The sequence below is a fragment of the Actinoplanes nipponensis genome, assembly GCF_016862275.1.
Classification (GTDB): Bacteria; Actinomycetota; Actinomycetes; order Mycobacteriales; family Micromonosporaceae; genus Actinoplanes; species Actinoplanes nipponensis.
On sequence record NZ_BOMQ01000077.1, the window covers coordinates 1 to 19,131 of the forward strand.

The window sequence follows — 19,131 nt, forward strand, 5'->3', positions numbered from 1 at the left end:
AGCGCCCCCGCCGCAACCACCCCCCAATCACCCGCCCACGCACAAAACCCCTCCACCAACACCAACCCACCCCGCCCACCCCAGAGCACCCCTCACCACCAAACCCCCGACTGGGCAGCCCCCACGGTTCTCCTCTCCCAGGTAGGTCGCGCAGGCGGCCTGACGCCGGCCCAGGCCTACCGGGCGGGTCGCGGCCGCTCATGGTGAGCGTCCGGCAGAAGACCCACCACCTCGGCGACCGGCCCTCATGGGACTGTCTGGTCTGTGCTCGGCCGTGGCCGTGCGCGCATGCGAAGGGCGAGCTGCTCAACGAATTCCGACGGCATCCGTCGAGTTTGACGGTCTACATGTCGTCCTACATGTGCGAGGCGTTGAACGACCTCACCGCTCACGGCGAAGCCCCACCGCCCGACCTCTACGAGCGCTTCCTCTCCTGGGTGCGGCCCAGCGCCGCCGGCCTTGCCGTCGAGGCCGAGGACTTCTCGGACGGTGATTGACTGCTGCTGATCTCTCCGGCCCTCCCGTGCTCCGGTGCCGGGGCCGTGGTGAGCACGTACGGTGGAAGCCATGATCGATCTCTCGGCCGACCGGGCGGTGTTCCGTCAGCTCGCCGATCTGTTGCGGGACCAGATCCAGTCGGGTGAGCTCGCGCCCGGTCGGCCGTTGCCCAGCGAGTTGCGGCTGGCCCAGGAGTACGGGCTCAGCCGCACCACCGTGCGTCAGGCCATCGGTCAGCTGCGCACGGAGGGTCTCGTGACGGTCGACCGGCCCCGCGGGACGTTCGTTCGCGTCCCGGAGCGGGCGGAGCTCGTCACGTTGGGCCGCGGCGAACGCGTGTCGGCCCGCATGCCGACCGACGCCGAACGCCGCACCTACCGCCTGGCCGAGGGCGTCCCGGTGCTCGTGATCACGGCGACCGACGGCAGCACCACGGTGCACCCGGCCGACCGCGTCCAACTCACCCGCCCCTGAGCCGCCTGGGAGGACTCAGAAGAGGTTGTACTGCTCGATCGCCAGCGTGAAGCCGTGACCGCTCTTCCCGCTCTCACAACGCATAGCCCGGCTGTCGCTGCTGCAAGTGAAGTCACCCGCCCGCAACGCCTTCCCGTACGCCAGGATCTCCTTCCCGCCCAGCACCGTGTCCCCCGCGCAGGTGAACGACGCCTCCCCCGTCCGGGCGACCGCGACTCCCCCGCCCCAGTCGAGGTCGCAGTCGGCCGGCGCCGGCGGCGGTTGCCAGTTCCGCCGGACGATGTCGCAGCGCGCTCCGTCGTCGTCCAGGTAGCAGCCGATGTTCCCGGACGGCGACACGAAGTTGGCCGCGCTGACCTCCTTGGGCGGGGTCACGGAGCGCGACGGTGACGCGGCTGCCGTCGGCGGAGCGTCACCGAGGGCCGCGTTGGTGGCGGTCGGCGGCGTGGTGGGTGACGGCGAGTTCGACGGTGCCGAGCACGCCGTCAGGGAGACCGCCGTCGCGATCGCCCCGCACAGCCCGGCCCATCCGCGTGCTGCTGCCATGTCACCTCCAAAGGCGGAATGATAGAGGCGTGGAGCAACGATGAGCACTCGGGACGTCCATGAGTCGCTGCCGCCGGCGATGCGCTCGGCGGTCGACGACTTCGCGGTCCATCTCGCCCGGGTGGACAACCGTTCGGCGCACACCGTGCGGGCGTACGTCGGTGATGTCGTGTCGCTGCTCGACCACGCCGCGACCGCCGGCTGCGCCGCCCCGGCCGACCTGGACATCACGGTGCTGCGCGGCTGGCTCGCCCGGCGGATGACCGGCGGCGCCGCGCGTACCTCTCAGGCTCGTCGCGCCGCCGCGGCCCGCACCTTCACCGCCTGGGCGCACCGGTCCGGGCTCTGCCCGGCCGACGCCGGCGCGCAGCTGGCCAGCCCGCGGGCGCACCGCGATCTGCCGTCGGTGTTGCGCGCCGATCAGGCGGCGGACCTGGTCGTCACGACGGCCGACCCTCACGCGGTACGCGACCGAGCGGTCCTGGAGCTGCTCTACGCGACCGGGGTACGGGTCAGCGAGCTCTGCGGACTCGACACCGCCGACCTGGACGCGGGCCGCCGGGTGGTGCGGGTCTTCGGCAAGGGCGCCAAGGAACGCGTGGTTCCCTACGGCATTCCCGCCGAGAAGGCCCTCGACGACTGGCTGCGGCACGGCCGGCCGGCTCTGGTCCGGCCCGGCAGCGGCGACGCCCTCTTCCTGGGCGCCCGTGGCGGCCGGCTGCAGCAGACGGTGGTCCGGCGGATCGTGGCCGCCGCCGCCCAGGCCGCGGGCCTGCCGCACACGAGCCCGCATGACCTTCGCCACTCGGCGGCCACGCACCTGCTGGACGGCGGCGCGGACCTGCGGGCCGTGCAGGACCTGCTGGGCCACTCCTCGCTGTCGAGCACCCAGATCTACACCCACGTCTCGACCGAACGCCTCCGCGCGGCCTTCCGGCAGGCCCATCCCCGCGCCTGACCTCCCGCCGGAACCGAGACGACCGCGAGCAGGCCCGCACCCGCCGGGACCGCGAGCACCGCCCTTGTCCGCAACGGCTGCGACGGACCCGCGGGCACCACGTACGATCAGGGCGTGAGCGCCGGAGATCCGCCCCCGCCCATCCCGGGAGCGCGGCTCCTCTTCTCCCTCGATCCCGCCACCGCCTACCTCAACCACGGCTCGTTCGGCGCCGTGCCGATCGGTGTGCAGCGCACCCAGCAGCGGCTGCGCGACGAGGTCGAGCGCAACCCGATGGCGTTCTTCGCCTCGCCCGGGCTGACCGACCGCATCGTCCATACCCGACGGCATCTCGCGCACTTCCTCGGCGCCGACCCCGACGGCAGCGCCCTGCTGCCGAACGCCACCACCGCGGTCTCGCTGGTGCTGCAGTCGGTGCGGCTCACCTCCGGCGATGAGGTGCTGCTGACCGACCACGGCTACGGCGCCAACGCGATCGCCGTCCGGCGGCAGTGCCGGCGGGACGGGGCCAGCGCGCGGACGGTCGCCCTGCCCCTCGACGCCTCCGACACCGAGGTCGTGTCCCGGATCCGCGGGGCGTTGCGGCCCGGCAAGACCAAGCTGCTGATCGTCGACCAGATCACCTCCCCGACCGCGAAGGTGCTGCCGGTGCGGGAGATCGCCGCCGCCGCCCGGGAGCACGACATCCCGGTGCTGGTCGACGCCGCGCACGTCCCCGGCATGGTCCCGGTACGGGTCGACCGGCTCGGCGCCGACTTCTGGGTGGGCAACCTGCACAAGTGGGCCTTCGCCCCGCGTGGCACCGCGCTGCTCACCGTGGCCCCCGCCTGGCGCCGCCGGATCGAGCCGCTGGTCGTGTCCTGGGAACACGACACCGGCTTCCCGCTGTCGGTCGAGTCCCAGGGCACCATGGACTACTCGCCGTGGCTGGCGGCGCCGGCCGGGCTCTTCACCCTGCGCACCCTGGGGGTGGAGGCGGTGCGGAGCCACAACGCGGCGCTCGCGGCGTACGGTCAGCGGGTTGTAGGTGCGGGCCTCGGCCTGGCGCCCACCGACCTGCCGGACCCCGGCGCTGCCGAGGCCGCCATGCGGATCGTGCCGCTGCCCTCGGGCGTGGCCACCACCCAGCCGGAGGCCCACGCGTTGCGCCAGCAGATCAGCGACAAGCTGGCGACCGAGGTGGCGGTGAACGCCTGGGGCGGCCGGGGCTGGCTGCGGCTCAGCGGCCAGGTCTACAACCGGCCCGAGGAGTACGAGACGCTGGCCGAGCGGCTTCCCCACCTGCTGGCCTCGCTGCGCTGACACCGGCGCGGGCTCACAGCGGCAGCAGGCGCACCCGGCCGAGGCCGAGCAGCGTGAGGGGATCGAGGTAGTCGGCGCCGCGGCGCAGCCCCCAGTGCAGGCAGGCGGCGACGGGACAGCCGGGGTGGCCGGTCGCCAGCGTGCCGATCTGCTCGCCCGCGGCCACGGCGTCGCCGGGATGCCGGTCGGCCACCAGCAGCGGCTCATAGGTGGTGCGCAGGCCGCCGGCATGGGCCACGCTGACGACGCCGCGTCCCGCTATCCGCCCGGCGAAGACGACCGTGCCCGCGCCCGCGGCCCGGATCACCGCTCCGGGGGTGGCGGCCAGGTCCGCGCCGCGGTGCCCGGCCAGCCACGGGCGGGCCGGCGGGTCGAACCGCCGCACCACCCGCGCGCCACCGACCGGCCAACCGAACGCGCCGCCGGCCCGCCGAGAAGCCGCATTCGGCCCAGCCGCCGGCCGGCCGACCCACAGGGACACGCCGACACGCGAAGGCGAGAAAGGCTCAGCACGCGGACGCGAGGAAAACCCGGGAAGCGGATGGGAGCCCGATGTGACTCCACGGAAGAACCCACCGGACCCGGCGACCGCCCCGGCCGGCCCGGGCAGAGGACCCAGGCCCACGATCAACGCCACAAGAAAGAGCACCATGCGAGGCATGGTGCTCCCTACCGCCCCCGGCCGCGCCCCACCCTGTGGACAACCGTCCCGCCACTCCACCGCCTGTGGACAAGCGGATGGCCGGACAGCCGGATGAGCCCGGCAGCCCGATGAACCCGGCGGCCTAGCTCCCCCCGAAGCCCGCCTCGTCCGGAAGCGAGATGTCCGGCTTCTCGAGTTCCTCCACGTTGACGTCCTTGAAGGTCATCACGCGGACGTTCTTGACGAAGCGCGCCGGCCTGTACATGTCCCAGACCCACGCGTCGTGCATCTCGACCTCGAAGTAGACCTCGCCGTCGGAGTTGCGGACGTGCAGGTCCACCTGGTTCGCCAGGTAGAACCGGCGTTCCGTCTCCACCACGTACGAGAACTGTCGGACGATGTCGCGGTACTCCCGGTAGAGCTGCAGCTCCATCTCGGTCTCGTACTTCTCGAGATCCTCTGCGCTCATCGCTTCTCGCCCTCCATGGCCTCATCTTCCCCCACCGGCACCGGCGGCCGAGGCTGCTCGCCCGACGCCACGCCGACGGTACCCTCCACTGCTGGCCAGAGCATCAGCGGCTCGGCGTCGACCCGGGACGGATTCGCCGGCCGGCGGGCGCGGGGCGGCCGGTTGCCGCGGCCCGAGACGGCTGCCACGTTCACGTACGAGAACCGGTGTTCCACGCAGGGACCGTGGCGGGTCAGCGCCGCGCTGTGCTCGTCGGTGATGTAGCCCTTGTGCACCGCGAAACCGTAGTCCGGGAACCGGCCGTCCAGCTCCACCATCAGCCGGTCCCGGGTGACCTTGGCCAGCACGCTGGCCGCCGCCACGCAGGCCGCGACCCGGTCGCCCTTCCAGACCGCGAGACCCGGTGCGCCCAGCCCGTCGACCGGGAAACCGTCGGTCAGGACGTACTCGGGCCGGGTCGTGAGCGACGCGAGCGCGCGGCGCATCGCCGCCAGGTTGCACACGTGCAGGCCGCGGCCGTCCACCTCCGCCGGCGGGACGATCACCACCGACCAGGCCAGCGCCCGCGTCACCACCTCGGCGTAGACCCGTTCCCGGGCGGCCGCCGTGAGCAGCTTGGAGTCGGCCAGCTCGTCGATCTCGCCGCGCTTGCCCTCGGGCAGGATCGCCGCGGCGGCGACCAGCGGGCCGGCGCAGGCGCCGCGCCCGGCCTCGTCGGCCCCGGCGACGTGCCGGAAGCCGCGTCGTTGCAGCGCCCGTTCCAGGGCGTAGAGGCCGCCTTCGCGGCGCACCACCGTGCGGGGCGGACTGAGCATCAGAGGACCTTCCGCAGCAGGTCGGCGAGCCCGAGCGGGAAGATCTGCTCGGTCGAGGCGTCCAGCTCGGCGAGCGACCACCAGCGGTGCGCGGTGATGGTCTGCTGCTCCGCGGCGTCGAAGCCGGCGGTGTCGACCTGCCATTCGCCGACCCGCAGCAGGAAGAAGTCCTGGGTCTGCCGGTACTGCCGGTTGTCGTAGCTGAACTCGGTGGTCTCGTGGTGCACCGGCTCGCCCAGCTCGGCCGGGTCGACCCGCAGCCCGGTCTCCTCCCACAGCTCGCGCGCCGCCCCCTGGACCGGCGTCTCACCGTCGGCCAGGCCGCCGCCGGGGGTGAACCACCAGTGCTGGTCGGCGCGGGCCGGATCACCGCCGTGCAGCAGCACGACGCGCTCGGCGGCATCGATGAGAAGCACCCGGGCGGCCCGGCGGTCGATGAACGTCACGCCCCCAGCCTATTGCGCCGGTGGTCGATCTTGATGCCGGGTCAGTTGGCGGGTGCGGCGTCCGGGACGCCGTCGAACTCCTTGGGTACGGAGAGCCAGGTCGCGCGGGACACCGGCCAGAAGATCGTGAACGCCCGGCCGACGATCGAGTCGTTCCGGATGGTCGCCGCCTGGATGTCCTGGGTCTGTTCCCAGTGCTCCAGCGAGTCGCCGGAGGCGGACCGGTGGTCGCCCATGACCCAGAGGCGCCCGGCCGGCACGGTGATGTCGAACTTCTCGTCGGCCGCCGGGTCCTGCTGGCCGTCGGCGTCGGTGTAGATGAACGGCTCGTCCAGCGAATGTCCGTTGATCACCAGGCGTTCCTGGTCGTCGCAGCAGACCACGTGGTCGCCGCCGACGCCGATGATGCGCTTGATGAAGTCCTCGCCCTCGGTGCCGCTCTGCCAGTCGGTCGGGGCGCGGAAGACCACGATCTCGCCGCGGCGGGGCTCGCGGAAGTCGTAGACCAGCTTGTTGACCAGCACCCTGTCCCAGACGTTGAGCGTGTGCTCCATCGAGGGCGACGGGATGTAGAAGGTCTGCAGGACGAAGAAGCGCACCAGGACGGCGACCAGGATCGCCACTCCCAGCAGGATCGGCAGCTCGCGCCAGAAGGAACCGGAGCGCTTCGACTCGGTGTGCTCGTCAATCACGATCGGAGCCTACGTTGCCGGGGCCGCCACCACAGTCCGGAACGCGCGGATACGCCGACACTTAAGAGGAACGGCAGCATAACGGCAGCCGTGGCCGGATCCGGGGCGGGTCGCGGATTTTCACCGGCGGGTGGGGCGGCGATCGGGTGCGCGGCCGCGTACGCCTTCCAGTTGTCCGGCACGGAAAGGCTGGTGAAGTGGCTGGTCGGCCAGACCACCACGAAGGCCCGGCCGATGATGTTGTCGATGGGCACCGGCCCCTGGCAGCGGGCGTCCTGGGACACCAGGCGGTGGTCGCCCATGACGAACATCTCACCCGCGGGAACGGTCACCTCGGCGAACCGGCGGCTGGTGCACTGCCGCGGATTCGGCGGCGCGTCCAGCGGCGAATTCTCGAAGATGTACGGCTCGTCGATCGGCTCGCCGTTGACCGTGATCCGGCCCTGGTCGTCGCAACAGGCGATCTTGTCGCCCGGCAGCCCGATCACCCGTTTGATGAAGTCGCGTTCCCCCGGACGACTGACCCCCACGAGGTCGCCGACGGTCCGGCCGAGCTTGGCGCCGAAGGTGTTGCTGATCGGCTCGGCTGGCTGCTCGGGCGCCCAGTTGTCGGTGCCGCGGAAGACCACGATCTCGCCGCGCAGCGGGTCGCGCATGTCGTAGACGACCTTGTTGACCAGGACCCGGTCCTTGATCGCGAGGGTGTTCTCCATCGAGCCCGACGGGATGTAGAAGGCCTGCACCAGGAACGTGCGGATCAGCACGGCCAGGCAGAACGCCACCACCAGCAGCAACGGCAGCTCCTGCCAGAGGGGCATCTCCTTACGCCGGATCATTCGCCCGCGACGACGTCCGGAGGGGGAGGGTCGATACCCCTGCATCGGTTCCACGCTTCGCATCTCCCGCCGCCGTCCGGTCGAACCGCCCCGGATACAGCACTACCGCCCGGAGTCCCCTGGCGAGGACGGGCGGGCGGTAGTGCGAATGGTCCTACTGATTCCCATCCGTCACTGACGCAAGCGTAGTGCGCTCACGCAGCAAACGTCAGTCCGAGTGAATACGGCCCGGACCGGCGACGGGTTCAGCTGACCGTCTGCTTCTCGCGCAGCTCCTTGATCTTGGCCTTCTTGCCCCGGAGCTCACGCAGGTAGTAGAGCTTGGCGCGACGCACGTCGCCGCGGGTCACGACCTCGATGCGGTCGAGCTGCGGGCTGTTGATCGGGTATGTGCGCTCGACGCCGACGCCGAAGCTGATCTTGCGAACCTTGAAGGTCTCGCGCAGCCCGCCACCCTGGCGGCTGATCACGACGCCCTGGAAGATCTGGACGCGGGAGCGGTTGCCCTCGACGACCCGGACGTGCACCTTGACGGTGTCACCGGCCCGGAAGTCGGGGATGTCGGTGCGCCGCGACTGGGCGTCGAGCTGGTCCAGCGTGTTCATCGCTGCATCCTCGTCGTACTCAAAGCGCACCGGGAGTTCGATGCGCGATTGGGTGATTCTGACCCGCCGGCGTCCGCGCCAGGGGTCCTCGTCCGGCCGGCCACGGCGTGGGGCGCGAACGGCAACCTCACTACTTTGCCACACCCGGGGGCGGGATCTGAAATCCGGCCTCCGCGAGGGCGGCGCGGTCCTTCTTGTCGAGCAGCTCACCCGGATAGGCCGCGAACAGGTCCGGGCGCCGGGTGGCGGTGCGCAGCAGGGATTCCGTACGCCGCCAGCGCGCGATCCGGCCGTGATCGCCCGAGCGGAGCACCTCGGGCACCGCCCGCTCCCGCCACACGGCGGGCTTGGTGTAGACCGGCGCCTCGAGCAGCCCGGCCGCGTGCGACTCCTCGGTCAGCGACTCCGCGTTGCCCAGCACGCCGGGCAGCAGGCGGGTGACCGCTTCCATGATCACGATGACCGCGACCTCGCCGCCGAACAGCACGTAGTCGCCGAGGGAGACCTCGCGCACCGGCATCCGGTCCGCGGCGTCGTCGAGCACCCGCTGGTCGATGCCCTCGTACCGGCCGCAGGCGAAGATCAGGTGGTCGAGCGCGGCGAGCTCGTGCGCGTCCGCCTGGGTGAACGGCTCACCGACTGGCGAGGGCACCACGAGGACCGACCCGGGGCGGGCCACGGCGTCCAGCGCCGCCGCCCACGGCTCGGGACGCATGACCATGCCGGGGCCGCCGCCGTACGGGCTGTCGTCGACCGTGCGGTGCACGTCGGAGGTCCAGGTGCGCAGGTCGTGCACAGCCAGGTCGAGCAGGCCGGCGCCGCGGGCCTTGCCGATCAGCGACAGCTCCAGCGGAGCGAAATACTCCGGGAAGATGGAAACGACGTCGACGCGCATCAGAGGTCGAGCAGACCCTCGGGCAGGTCGACGATCACTCGGCCGCCGGCCAGGTCGACGGTCGGCACCATCTGGCTCACGAACGGGATGAGCGCGGTGCCCCCGGCGGCCTTCTTCAGCACGAGCAGGTCGGAGGAGGGCGCGTGGTCGATCCGGTCGACCGTGCCCAGCACGGTGCCGTCGACCGACTCCACGGACAGCCCGGCGAGCTGGTGGTCGTTGAACTCGTCCGGATCGTCCGGATCGGCGATCTCGGAGCTGTCGACCTGCAGCAGCACGCCGCGCAACGCCTCGGCGGTGTTGCGGTCGATGACGCCCTCGAACTGGGCGATGCCCTTGCCCTGGTGCCAGCGGATCTGCTCCAGCACCAGCTTGGCCGGCACCTGGTAGGCGACCCCGGGCACGGCGGCAGCCGCCGGACCGGCGCTCACCCGGCGGTCCCGGGGGACCTCCGTGGTGAACGCCGACCCGGCGGCGAATCTCGCCTCTGGATCATCGGTTCGTACCGTCACGAGCACTTCCCCACGGATCCCGTGGGGCTTTCCGATCTGACCGACGACCAGCAGCATCAGGCGCAGCTCAGTACGCGTCGACGATGTCGACGCGGATGCCGCGCCCACCGATCGAGCCGATGACCTGCCGCAGCGCCTTGGCCGTACGCCCGCCCCGCCCGATGACCGTTCCCAGGTCCTCGGGGTGCACGCGCACCTCGAGCCGCTTGCCGCGGCGCGAGTCGACCAGCCGGACCCGGACGTCGTCCGGGTTGTCGACGATGCCCTTGACGAGGTGCTCCAGCGCAGGCCGGAGCGCCCCGTCAGTTCGCGTCGGCGCCGGCACCGGCCGGGTCCTTCGCGTCAGCGGCGACAGCCTCACGGTTCGGCTCGGCCGGGTCGACGGCCTTGGTGTCGCTCGGCCGGGTCTCGGCAACCTCCGGCGCGGCCGGGGTCTTCTCGGCAGCCTTGTCGGCGGTCTTGTCAGCGGCCTTGTCGGCAGCCTTCTCGGTCGCCTTGGCGGCCTTCTTCGCCGGCTTGGCGGCCGGCGCGTCGGCGACACCCGCAGCCGCCTTGGCCTCGGCCTCGTAGGTCGCCAGGCGGCTGACCTTCTCGGCCTTCACCAGCAGCGGCGGCGGGGCCGGCAGGCCCTTGAACTGCTGCCAGTCGCCGGTCTTCTCGAGGAGACGCTGCACGGCCTCGCTCGGCTGCGCGCCGACCGAGAGCCAGTACTGCACCCGCTCCGACTTGACCTCGATGATCGAGGGGTCTTCCTTGGGCTGGTAGATACCGACGTACTCGATGGCGCGGCCGTCACGCTTGGTGCGCGAGTCGGCGACGACGATGCGGTACTGCGGGTTGCGGATCTTGCCCATCCGCAGGAGCCGGATCTTTACGGCCACGGTCTTGTTCGCTCCTGTTGCGATGACGACCGGCCCGCCTGGGAGCCGGTACGTGGGTGAGAGAACGGAACCCACGTGGGGATATGGGACCGATGCCTCGAGGACTGGCGGCACGTGGAGGAGTTAGAGGGCACCTCACGCACGCCGGACCCGTCCATTCTGCCAGAGCGGCCGGGGTGATCCCAATCGGGTCCGGCCAGGCCGGCCAAATCAAGATCAAACTCTGGATGTCGTGCCTGGGTGCAGGGTACTGACCGTCGCTCCCGCCCCCGGGGCGGTCGCCTCTCGCCGGCGCCGCTCGCCGTCACCGATCTTGTGGCAGCAAGCCCCATTCGGCGTCAACGACGCCACAAGATCGCCCCAAACGCCACCGAACCGGCGGCGCTACCAACCACTGGCCACCGGCCACCGACACCGACCAGCGCGGATCTTGTGGCAACGAGCCCACTTCCGCGCCGTAGACGCCACAAGATTGCCCCACGTCACCGCCGGCGACAACCACTACCCGCCAACCGCCAACCGCTGCTCGCACTACCCGCCAACCGCCAACCGCTGCTCGGCGGTCGGCGACCGTCGGTCGCCGGTCGCCGGTCGCCGGTCGCCGTCGGTCGTCGTCGGTCGCTGGCCGCCGCCACCGACCTTGTGACAGCGAACCCCCACCCGCGCTCAGCACGCAACAAGATCGCCTCAGGTCGCCGAGCGACCTAATAACCGCTGCCCGCTGCCCGCTGCCCGCCGCCCGCCGCCCGCCGCCCGCCGATCTTGTGGCAGCAAGCCCCCTTCAACGTCAACCACGCCACAAGATCGCGCCCAAACGCCCGAACCGACCGCGCAGGACAGGACAAAACGCCATTCGCTGGGGCGCTCAACGCTGAGGGGCCGGCTACCCAGCCGCTCAACGGCTCGGAGCTGACGAGCTGACGAGCAGCATGGGCAGGCACTCGACGCCAAGAAGCCGGGTGCAACCCGGACGCACCGACACCACGCCACCCCCGAGGGCTCAAACCCCCGGCCACACCCGCAAAAGATTCAGCCAACGGCCATAGCGCCCAACCCAGCGCACCCACACCACCGCCGCCACAAACCAGCCGCTGGCAGGCTTGGAGGTAGGAACGACCTCACCGGGAGAGCCTCAGAGCCGAGGCACGGCAGCCCGATCCCATCCCGCCGGAAGAGCCCCCCGCACCGGCCAGGAAGGGTCCGGCCGGTAGTCGGTCCACGTGCCGTCGAAGGGGAACTCCCCCGCCTCGATCAGCTTGATCACCCGCAGCCCCTCGGCCCGGACCGCGGCCTCGTCGTGGACCCAGTAGTGGTCCGGGAAGGCGAGGCGTTCGGTGAACTCGTCCTCGTCCTTCCACTGCCAGCTGCGGTCGGGCCGGACCACCACGTCCAGGTCCTGGTCGATCACGTCCACCCCGGCGACCGTGCCGTCGTCCCAGCGCAGCGCCCGTTCCTCCAGGTTCACGTACCAGCCGGTGAAGGCGCCCTGGTCGTCGCGGAAGAACCAGACCGAGTGGTCCGCGTCCGGCGGGATGAACTTGAGCAGGCCCGGGCCCTGCCAGGTGTCCGGGACGATGGTCGTGGGCAGGCCGATCCACTCGGCGAACGGCATGTCGCGGATGCCGCGGCCGTCCGCCGCCACCTGGATCACCACCGCCGAGCCGCGGGCCAGCCAGAGCAGCAGCCCGCGGTCGTCGTCCGAGACCACCCGGCAGGGGCGTACGGAGGCCAGCCGGGGGCCGTCGATGTTGCGGTAGAGGACCTCGCGGCCCGGGGCGAAGCGCACGGTCAGTAGGACCGGGCCAGGATCGCGACCAGGTCGGGCTCGTCGTCGGTGTCGGGCATCGTGCCGTCCTCGCGGAACAGGCAGCGCACCGTCACCGCCTTGCCGTTCGCCTCGGCCTCGCCGTCGGTGCCGACCGCGGACCACGGCACCCGGGCCCAGCCGGTCTGCGCCGCTTCGATCGCGTCGCCCAGCGTCTTCACCTCGACCGTGTTGGCCTCGCGGAACGCCAGCGCGTCGTCGTACATGCGCTGCTGGTCGGTCGTCAGGGCGTCGGCCACCGTACGCGCGACGTCGGCCAGCGCCACCGGCGACTTGGTGCCGTCGATGCGGCGGGCCACCACGGCGTTGCCGGCCGCCAGGTCGCGCGGGCCCACCTCGATGCGTACCGGAATGCCCTGGAGCTCCGCGTCGACCGCCCGGCGGCCGAACGGGATGTCGGCCCGGCCGTCGAGCTTGACCCGTACGCCGGCGGCCTTGAGCTCGTCGGCCAGCTTCGCCGCGGCCTCCATGACGCCCTCGCCGGCCTTGACCACCATGACCTGGGCCTGGATCGGCGCGATGCGCGGCGGCAGGCGCAGGCCGTTGTCGTCGCCGTGCACCATGATCAGCCCGCCCATCATCCGGGTGGAGGTGCCCCAGGACGTGGTCCAGGCGTGCTCGACCTTGCCGGCCGCCGACGAGTACGTGATGTCGAACGCCTTGGCGAAGTTCTGGCCCAGCTCGTGCGAGGTGCCCATCTGCAGCGCCTTGGTGTCGCCCATCATGGCCTCGACGGTCATGGTGTTGGTCGCGCCGGCGAACCGCTCGCCCTTGGTCTTGCGACCGGGTACGACCGGGATGGCCAGCATGTTGACCATGAATTCCTCGTACACGTGCTTGTGAATCTCGCGGGCGTAGTTCTGCGCGTCCTCGAACGTGGCGTGCGCGGTGTGCCCCTCCTGCCAGAGGAACTCGGTGGTGCGCAGGAACGTGCGCGGCCGCAGCTCCCAGCGCACGATGTTGGCCCACTGGTTCAGCAGCAGCGGCAGGTCACGGTAGGAGTCGACCCACTTGGCCATGAACTCGCCGATGACCGTCTCGCTGGTCGGGCGGACCACCAGCGGCTCGGCGAGCTGCTTGCCGCCCGCGTGGGTGACCACGGCCAGCTCCGGCGAGAAGCCCTCGACGTGCTCGGCCTCGCGGCGCAGGTAGCTCTCCGGGATGAAAAGCGGGAAGTACGCGTTCTGCGCGCCCGCCTCCTTGATCCGGCGGTCCATGTCGGCCTGCATGTGTTCCCAGATGGCGTAGCCGGCCGGCCGGATCACCATCGTCCCGCGCACCGGGCCGTTGTCGGCGAGCTGCGCCTTGGCGATGAGGTCCTGGTACCAGCGGGGGAAGTCCTCCGCACGGGGAGTGAGCACGCGAGCCATGAGGCAGCATCCTAGTGCGACCGCTCCGCAACCGGCCGGGCGGCCGTCCCGTGTCCTTCTGCGAGGGGCGGTGGCGATGACCGACGACTTCGACAGTTTCTACCGGGACACGTCCCGGCGGCTGGTCCGGTACGCGTACGGCCTCACCGGCGACCCGGCCGAGGCGCAGGACCTGGTGCAGGAGGCGTACGCGCGGGCCTGGCAGCGCTGGCGCCGGTTGTCGGGCTACGAGGATCCGGAGGCCTGGCTGCGGCTGGTCGTCAACCGGCTGTCCGCGGACCGGTGGCGGCGGCTGGGCGTACGCCGGTCCCGGGCCGCCGCCGATCCCCCGCCGGCACCGGCCGCGCCGCCTTCGGAGGACACCGTGCTGCTGGTCCGCGCGATGCGTACGCTGCCGCCCGCGCACCGCCGGGCGCTGACCCTGTACTACCTGCTCGACCGGTCGGTGGGCGAGATCGCGGCCGAGACCGGCGCCTCCTCCGGCACGGTCAAGTCCTGGCTGGCCCGGGGCCGGGCCGGGCTGGCCGCGACCCTCGGTGACCTGAAGCCGGAAGCACCAGCACGCAAGGGAGCCGGCCATGCCCGTTGACCTCGACGACCTGTTCGCCACGCTCGGCCGGCACGCGGACACCATCCCGCTGGCGACGGCCGGCAGCGCCCGGCAGCGGGGGCGGCAGCGCACCCGTACCCGGGCCCTGGTCGCCGCGGCCGCGGCGGTCTGCCTGGTCGCCGCCGGCACGGGTGCGGCCCTCCACCGGCAGGAGCACGAGGCGGCGCCGGTGCTGGCGCCGGTCGGTTCGCCGATCGAGTTCGGCGGTCAGGCCCGGTCGTCCAGCGCCGTGGGCGCCGACGGCCGGCTCTACACCGCGTGGCAGACCCTCGACGGCCGGATCAGAATGACCGCCGCCGAGCTGAGCACCGGCGCCCGCGCCTGGCCGGTCCGGGAGATCGGCCGGCGCACCGACACGCTGCGCAATGTCAGCGCGGTCGCGCCGGGTGTGGTGGTGGTGCTCGGCCACGCGAACGGCGTCAGCCCGGACAGCACCCTGTACTTCTTCGACCCGGCCGACGGCCGGCAGCGCTGGTCGGTGCCGATCGACGCCCGGGACGACCTCGTTCCGCACACCTCCGGGCTGGTCCTGATGTCGGCGGCGACCGGCCGCACCGAGTCGTTGGACTGGGCCACCGGGGCGAAGCGCTGGGAGCTGCCCCCGCCGGCCGACCGCCCGGTACGCACGCTCGGCACGTACCGGGACGAGAACTGGGCCCTGGTGCTGGGCCGGCCGATCACCTTCACCGACGACCGGCTGGTCCAGGTCACCGCGGCCGGCAAGGTGCAGGTCCGCGACATCGCCACCGGCGCCCTGCGGCACACGGTGGTCTCCGTCCCGCCGGACAAGGACCCCCGCACGTTCCTCGCCTACGGCGACCGGCTCTACAACGACGAGCACGAGTGCTGCGACAACCGGGGCTACCGGATCCGCATGACCGACCTGAGTTCCGCGCGCGGCGGGTCGACGGTCGTCCGGACCGGGTCGGCCGGTCACGAGGTGGAGATGCTGCAGGCGTGCGGGGACCAGCGGGTCTGCGTGTCCGACCAGGACCGCGGCGGCGAGGCGACCGTGACGGTGCTGGACCGGGCCACCGGCCGGCAGGTGTGGCAGGTGCCCGCACCCGATGGCGCCTACGCCGCCACGGTGCCCGGCTACACGCTCATCGCCGGGCCCGAGGGCGACCGGGTGATCTATGACCGCGACGGCCGGCGGGTGTGGACGACGTCGGCGGCCTCGGTCGACTGGCTCGACGCGGACACGCTGCTCCTGCTGCCCACCTTCCAGGACGGCCCGGTCAGCAAGGTGTCGATGCCGGACGGGAAGGTCACGGTGCTCGGCGACGCGCCACCGGCATCGGACGCCTGCGTCACGACCCCGGAACGGCTGGCCTGCCCGGTGATCACCAGCCTGCGGATCTGGCGCCTCACCGGATGACGGCGCCGCGCAGCACGATCCGGCGCGGGGCGCGGACCACCCGCAGGTCGCGGCGGGGGTCGGCGTCGTAGACCACCAGGTCGGCGAGGCCGCCCTCGACCAGCCCGGGGAAGCCCAGCCACTCCCGGGCCCGCCAGGAGGCGGCGGCGAGCACGTCGGCGGCGGGGATGCCGGCCTCGTGCAGCAGCAGCATCTCCTCGGCGGCCAGCCCGTGCCGGACGCTGCCGCCCGCGTCGGTGCCCACGTAGATCGGCACGCCGGCCTCGTGCGCGGACGTCACCACCTCAGGGAAGCCGTCGCGCAGGGCGAGCATGTGGTCGGCGTACGCGGGGAACTTGGCCCGGGCCTGCTCGGCGATGCCGCCGAAGGTGCGGATCTGGATCATCGTGGGCACCAGCGCGGTGCCGCGGCGGGCCATCTCGTCGATCAGGTCCAGCGACAGCCCGGTGCCATGCTCGACGGAGTCGACGCCGGCCCGGACCATCTGCGCGACGCCCTCCTCGGAGAACGTGTGCACGGCGGCCCGGACGCCCGCGGCGTGGGCGGCCTCCACGGCCGCGGCCATGGTGGCGGGGTCCCAGGAGGGCGCGAGGTCGCCGACCGACCGGTCGATCCAGTCGCCGACCAGCTTGACCCAGCCGGTGCCGGCCTTGGCCTGGGCGGTGACGGTGGCGACGACGTCGGCGGCGTCGACCTCGATGCCGATGTCGCGCAGGTAGCGCCGGGTGGGGGCGACGTGCCGGCCGGCGCGGACCAGGCGGGGGATGCCGGGCTCGTCGTCGAGCTCGGGATAGGGGTACGGCGAGCCGGCGTCGCGCAGGGCCAGCACGCCGGCGTCCCGGTCGGTGCGGGCCAGCTCGCGGGCCTGGTCGAGGTGCTCGATGGGCTTGGCGCCGTACTGGATGCCGAGGTGGCAGTGCGCGTCGACCAGGCCGGGGACGACGTAGCCGCCGTCGCTGATGGTGTCGGCGCCGGTGACCGGCTCGAGGGTGACCCGGTCACCGACCAGCCAGAGATCGCGGACCTCGTCATCGGGCAGCAGAACCCCACGCACATGCAACGCCATGGGTAAGTCCTACCCGATCAACGGCTCACCTGTCCCGGCGGGCGACCTCGCGAAGGCGATCACGTTTGCGGGTCCACGCCGGGAGGTCCAGGGTGACCTCCCAGGGCCGGTCGACGGTGACGACCTCGGCCGTCTGGAGCTCGCTCCGGTACGCCCCGTCGGATCCCAGGCAGTACTGCGTGAACGTCACACGCTCGGCCAGCGGATCGATGATCCAGTAGGACGGGATGCCCACCTCGGCGTACTTCGTCAGCTTGAGCTCGCGGTCGTGCCGCTTGGACGATTTGGAGACGACCTCGACGACGAGCGGCACGTCGCCCGGCAGCACCGGGGAGCAGCCGGCGCCTTCCTCGCGGATGAGCACGACGTCCGGGCGCAGCTCGTTGTGCCCGTCGATCAGGATCGCCTGCTCGATATTGATGATGAATTCGTCGGGACAGTGCTCCTCGATCGCGCTGCCGACTCTCATGCTGAGAAGCTGGTGGAGGGGAAGGGCCAAGGGGGTCAAGACGAGCCTTCCGTCGATCAACTCATAGTGAAGATCCTCGGGGAGCTCCACGATGTCGTCGACGGTCAGGTCGTCTCGGCGCAGCAGATCAAGCTCGCCCGGCGAGAGCGAGCCCAAGGGCACGGAAATGGTCATCGGCTTCTCCTTGAGGGGTTCACCGTTCACCATACTAGCTCCGTGACTAGTTGTCGTGTGCCCGATATCAGCGCTTGTCGTCGCCGGGCTTCTTGGGGTTCTGGAGCTTGTTGAAGTCGATCTTCGGCAGCTTGAAGCCCGGCGGCAGCCCCTGCCCCGGCCCGCCCCCCAGCGCCCCCGGGTCCATCCCCGGCGGCAGCTGCGGCATCCCGCCCGGGAACCCGGCGGGCATCCCGCCCACCCGGGGCCGGTTGCCACCCTTGGTGCCCTTGCGCTTGTTCTTCGGGCTCTTGGTGGCCTTGCGGCGCCCGCCGCCCGGCAGCCCCATCATGCCGCCCATCTGCTTCATCATCTTCTGCGCGTCGGTGAAGCGGTTGAGCAGCTGGTTGACGTCCATCACCGTCACGCCGGAGCCGTTGGCGATGCGGGCGCGGCGGGAGCCGTTGATGATCTTCGGGTTGGTGCGCTCGCCCGGGGTCATCGAGCGGATGATCGCGGTGACCCGGTCGAAGTGGCTGTCGTCGAGCTCGGCGATCTGGTCCTTCATCTGGCCCATGCCGGGCATCATGGCCAGCACGTTGGCGATCGGTCCCATCCGGCGCACGGCGATGAGCTGGTCGAGGAAGTCCTCCAGGGTGAACTGCTCGCCACCGAGCAGCTTGGAGGTCATCTTCTCCTTCTGATCCTCGTCGAAGGCCTGCTCGGCCTGCTCGATGAGGGTCAGCACGTCGCCCATGCCGAGGATGCGGCTGGCCATCCGGTCGGGGTGGAAGACGTCGAAGTCCTCGAGCTTCTCGCCCGTGGACGCGAACAGGATCGGCTCGCCGGTGACGTGCCGCACGGACAGCGCCGCGCCGCCGCGGGCGTCGCCGTCGAGCTTGGACAGGACCACGCCGGTGATGCCCACGCCGTCGCGGAACGCCTCGGCGGTGGTGACCGCATCCTGGCCGACCATCGCGTCGATGACGAAGATGACCTCGTCCGGGTCGACGGCGTCGCGGATGTCGCGGGCCTGCTGCATCATCTCGGTGTCGATGCCGAGGCGGCCGGCGGTGTCGACGATGACGATGTCCTTCGCCGTCCGCCGGGCGTGCTCGATCGAGTCCTTGGCCACCTGGACCGGGTTGCCGACGCCGTTGCCCGGCTCCGGGGCGTACACGTCGACGCCGGCCCGGCCGCCGAGGACCTGGAGCTGGTTGACCGCGTTGGGGCGCTGCAGGTCGCAGGCGACCAGCAGGACCTGGTGGTTCTGGCCCTTGAGCCAGCGCGACAGCTTGCCGGCCAGCGTGGTCTTACCGGAGCCCTGCAGGCCGGCCAGCATGATCACCGTGGGCGGCTGCTTGGCGAACTGCAGCCGCCGGCCCTCGCCGCCGAGGACGGTGATGAGCTCCTCGTGGACGATCTTGATGATCTGCTGGGCCGGGTTGAGCGCCTGCGACACCTCGGCGCCGCGGGCCCGTTCCTTCAGATTGGCGATGAACGACTTGACCACCGGCAGCGCGACGTCCGCCTCGAGCAGCGCGAGACGGATCTCGCGCGCGGTGGCGTCGATGTCGGCGTCGGTGAGCTTGCCCTTGCCGCGGAGCTTGGTGAAGATCCCGGAGAGGCGGTCGCTCAAGGTGTCAAACACGGCGCAACTTCCCGTTGGTCAGAGGTGAGGAGATGAC

At 71.6% G+C, this 19,131-nt stretch carries 22 protein-coding genes and 1 pseudogene; 6 read left to right on the forward strand and 17 right to left on the reverse strand.

Going from position 1 to position 19,131, the window contains the following annotated elements; genetic code table 11:
- Window positions 1–200 precede the first annotated feature (200 nt).
- A complete protein-coding gene (locus Ani05nite_RS32055; protein ID WP_203774608.1) occupies window positions 201–497 on the forward strand; it encodes a hypothetical protein in 297 nt (98 codons plus the stop codon).
- Between the two features lie 70 nt (window positions 498–567).
- Entirely contained in the window at window positions 568–972 is a 405-nt protein-coding gene (locus tag Ani05nite_RS32060; protein WP_203774610.1) for a winged helix-turn-helix domain-containing protein, read from the forward strand.
- 15 nt (window positions 973–987) lie between these two features.
- On the opposite strand, the gene Ani05nite_RS32065 is transcribed toward Ani05nite_RS32060, so the two are convergent.
- A complete protein-coding gene (locus tag Ani05nite_RS32065) occupies window positions 988–1,518 on the reverse strand; it encodes a DUF6636 domain-containing protein (RefSeq protein ID WP_203774612.1) in 531 nt (176 codons plus the stop codon).
- Window positions 1,519–1,558: 40 nt separating this feature from the next.
- On the opposite strand from Ani05nite_RS32065, the gene Ani05nite_RS32070 reads away from it, so the two are divergent.
- A complete protein-coding gene (locus tag Ani05nite_RS32070; RefSeq protein WP_203774614.1) occupies window positions 1,559–2,476 on the forward strand; it encodes a tyrosine recombinase XerC in 918 nt (305 codons plus the stop codon).
- Window positions 2,477–2,590: 114 nt separating this feature from the next.
- Entirely contained in the window at window positions 2,591–3,778 is a 1,188-nt protein-coding gene (locus Ani05nite_RS32075; protein WP_203774616.1) for an aminotransferase class V-fold PLP-dependent enzyme, read from the forward strand.
- Between the two features lie 13 nt (window positions 3,779–3,791).
- Here Ani05nite_RS32075 and Ani05nite_RS32080 read toward each other — a convergent pair whose 3' ends face one another.
- The 13 genes and pseudogenes from Ani05nite_RS32080 to proS form a co-directional block, all read right to left on the reverse strand.
- Window positions 3,792–4,430 (reverse strand): murein hydrolase activator EnvC family protein, encoded by a 639-nt coding sequence (locus Ani05nite_RS32080; RefSeq protein WP_203774618.1) that lies wholly within the window; start codon window positions 4,428–4,430, stop codon window positions 3,792–3,794.
- A gap of 133 nt (window positions 4,431–4,563) precedes the next feature.
- The gene (locus tag Ani05nite_RS32085) at window positions 4,564–4,890 is read right to left on the reverse strand and encodes a DUF2469 domain-containing protein (protein ID WP_023561849.1); all 327 of its coding nucleotides are present in this window, start codon (window positions 4,888–4,890) and stop codon (window positions 4,564–4,566) included.
- Window positions 4,887–5,705, reverse strand: coding sequence for a ribonuclease HII (locus Ani05nite_RS32090; RefSeq protein WP_203774620.1), 819 nt, complete (start codon window positions 5,703–5,705; stop codon window positions 4,887–4,889). The genes Ani05nite_RS32085 and Ani05nite_RS32090 overlap by 4 nt, the downstream gene beginning before the upstream one ends.
- Complete coding sequence (locus Ani05nite_RS32095) at window positions 5,705–6,151, reverse strand: NUDIX hydrolase (RefSeq protein ID WP_203774621.1); 447 nt, start codon at window positions 6,149–6,151, stop codon at window positions 5,705–5,707. Before Ani05nite_RS32095 ends, Ani05nite_RS32090 begins: the two co-directional genes overlap by 1 nt.
- A 41-nt stretch (window positions 6,152–6,192) precedes the next feature.
- A complete protein-coding gene (gene lepB, locus Ani05nite_RS32100) occupies window positions 6,193–6,843 on the reverse strand; it encodes a signal peptidase I (protein ID WP_203774622.1) in 651 nt (216 codons plus the stop codon).
- Window positions 6,840–7,742, reverse strand: a complete 903-nt coding sequence (gene lepB / locus Ani05nite_RS32105; protein WP_203774623.1) for a signal peptidase I — start codon at window positions 7,740–7,742, stop codon at window positions 6,840–6,842. The genes lepB (Ani05nite_RS32100) and lepB (Ani05nite_RS32105) overlap by 4 nt, the downstream gene beginning before the upstream one ends.
- A 182-nt stretch (window positions 7,743–7,924) precedes the next feature.
- Window positions 7,925–8,284 carry a 50S ribosomal protein L19 gene (gene rplS / locus Ani05nite_RS32110; RefSeq protein ID WP_203774624.1) on the reverse strand — a complete coding sequence of 120 codons (360 nt, stop codon included), beginning with the start codon at window positions 8,282–8,284 and terminating at the stop codon, window positions 7,925–7,927.
- Between the two features lie 130 nt (window positions 8,285–8,414).
- The gene (gene trmD / locus Ani05nite_RS32115) at window positions 8,415–9,179 is read right to left on the reverse strand and encodes a tRNA (guanosine(37)-N1)-methyltransferase TrmD (protein WP_203774625.1); all 765 of its coding nucleotides are present in this window, start codon (window positions 9,177–9,179) and stop codon (window positions 8,415–8,417) included.
- A complete protein-coding gene (rimM, locus tag Ani05nite_RS32120) occupies window positions 9,179–9,745 on the reverse strand; it encodes a ribosome maturation factor RimM (protein WP_203774792.1) in 567 nt (188 codons plus the stop codon). Before rimM ends, trmD begins: the two co-directional genes overlap by 1 nt.
- 13 nt (window positions 9,746–9,758) lie before the next feature.
- Window positions 9,759–10,016, reverse strand: coding sequence for an RNA-binding protein (locus tag Ani05nite_RS32125; protein ID WP_023561857.1), 258 nt, complete (start codon window positions 10,014–10,016; stop codon window positions 9,759–9,761).
- 118 nt (window positions 10,017–10,134) lie between these two features.
- Window positions 10,135–10,572 (reverse strand): annotated as a pseudogene (gene rpsP / locus Ani05nite_RS32130) (30S ribosomal protein S16); the annotation flags it as partial.
- Between the two features lie 1,132 nt (window positions 10,573–11,704).
- A complete protein-coding gene (locus Ani05nite_RS32135) occupies window positions 11,705–12,358 on the reverse strand; it encodes a ribonuclease FAU-1 family protein (protein ID WP_203774626.1) in 654 nt (217 codons plus the stop codon).
- Window positions 12,359–12,360: 2 nt separating this feature from the next.
- Window positions 12,361–13,767 (reverse strand): proline--tRNA ligase, encoded by a 1,407-nt coding sequence (proS, locus tag Ani05nite_RS32140; protein WP_203774627.1) that lies wholly within the window; start codon window positions 13,765–13,767, stop codon window positions 12,361–12,363.
- A gap of 76 nt (window positions 13,768–13,843) precedes the next feature.
- On the opposite strand from proS, the gene Ani05nite_RS32145 reads away from it, so the two are divergent.
- Window positions 13,844–14,356, forward strand: coding sequence for a SigE family RNA polymerase sigma factor (locus tag Ani05nite_RS32145; RefSeq protein WP_203774629.1), 513 nt, complete (start codon window positions 13,844–13,846; stop codon window positions 14,354–14,356).
- Window positions 14,346–15,755 carry an outer membrane protein assembly factor BamB family protein gene (locus Ani05nite_RS32150; protein ID WP_203774630.1) on the forward strand — a complete coding sequence of 470 codons (1,410 nt, stop codon included), beginning with the start codon at window positions 14,346–14,348 and terminating at the stop codon, window positions 15,753–15,755. Before Ani05nite_RS32145 ends, Ani05nite_RS32150 begins: the two co-directional genes overlap by 11 nt.
- On the opposite strand, the gene Ani05nite_RS32155 is transcribed toward Ani05nite_RS32150, so the two are convergent.
- The 3 genes from Ani05nite_RS32155 to ffh all read right to left on the reverse strand — a co-directional run bounded on the left by Ani05nite_RS32155 (window position 15,745) and on the right by ffh (window position 19,094).
- Complete coding sequence (locus Ani05nite_RS32155) at window positions 15,745–16,821, reverse strand: amidohydrolase family protein (protein WP_203774631.1); 1,077 nt, start codon at window positions 16,819–16,821, stop codon at window positions 15,745–15,747. The genes Ani05nite_RS32150 and Ani05nite_RS32155 overlap by 11 nt on opposite strands.
- Before the next feature lie 25 nt (window positions 16,822–16,846).
- Window positions 16,847–17,464 carry a Uma2 family endonuclease gene (locus Ani05nite_RS32160; protein ID WP_203774633.1) on the reverse strand — a complete coding sequence of 206 codons (618 nt, stop codon included), beginning with the start codon at window positions 17,462–17,464 and terminating at the stop codon, window positions 16,847–16,849.
- A gap of 67 nt (window positions 17,465–17,531) precedes the next feature.
- A complete protein-coding gene (gene ffh, locus Ani05nite_RS32165) occupies window positions 17,532–19,094 on the reverse strand; it encodes a signal recognition particle protein (RefSeq protein ID WP_203774635.1) in 1,563 nt (520 codons plus the stop codon).
- Between the last annotated feature and the right edge of the window lie 37 nt (window positions 19,095–19,131).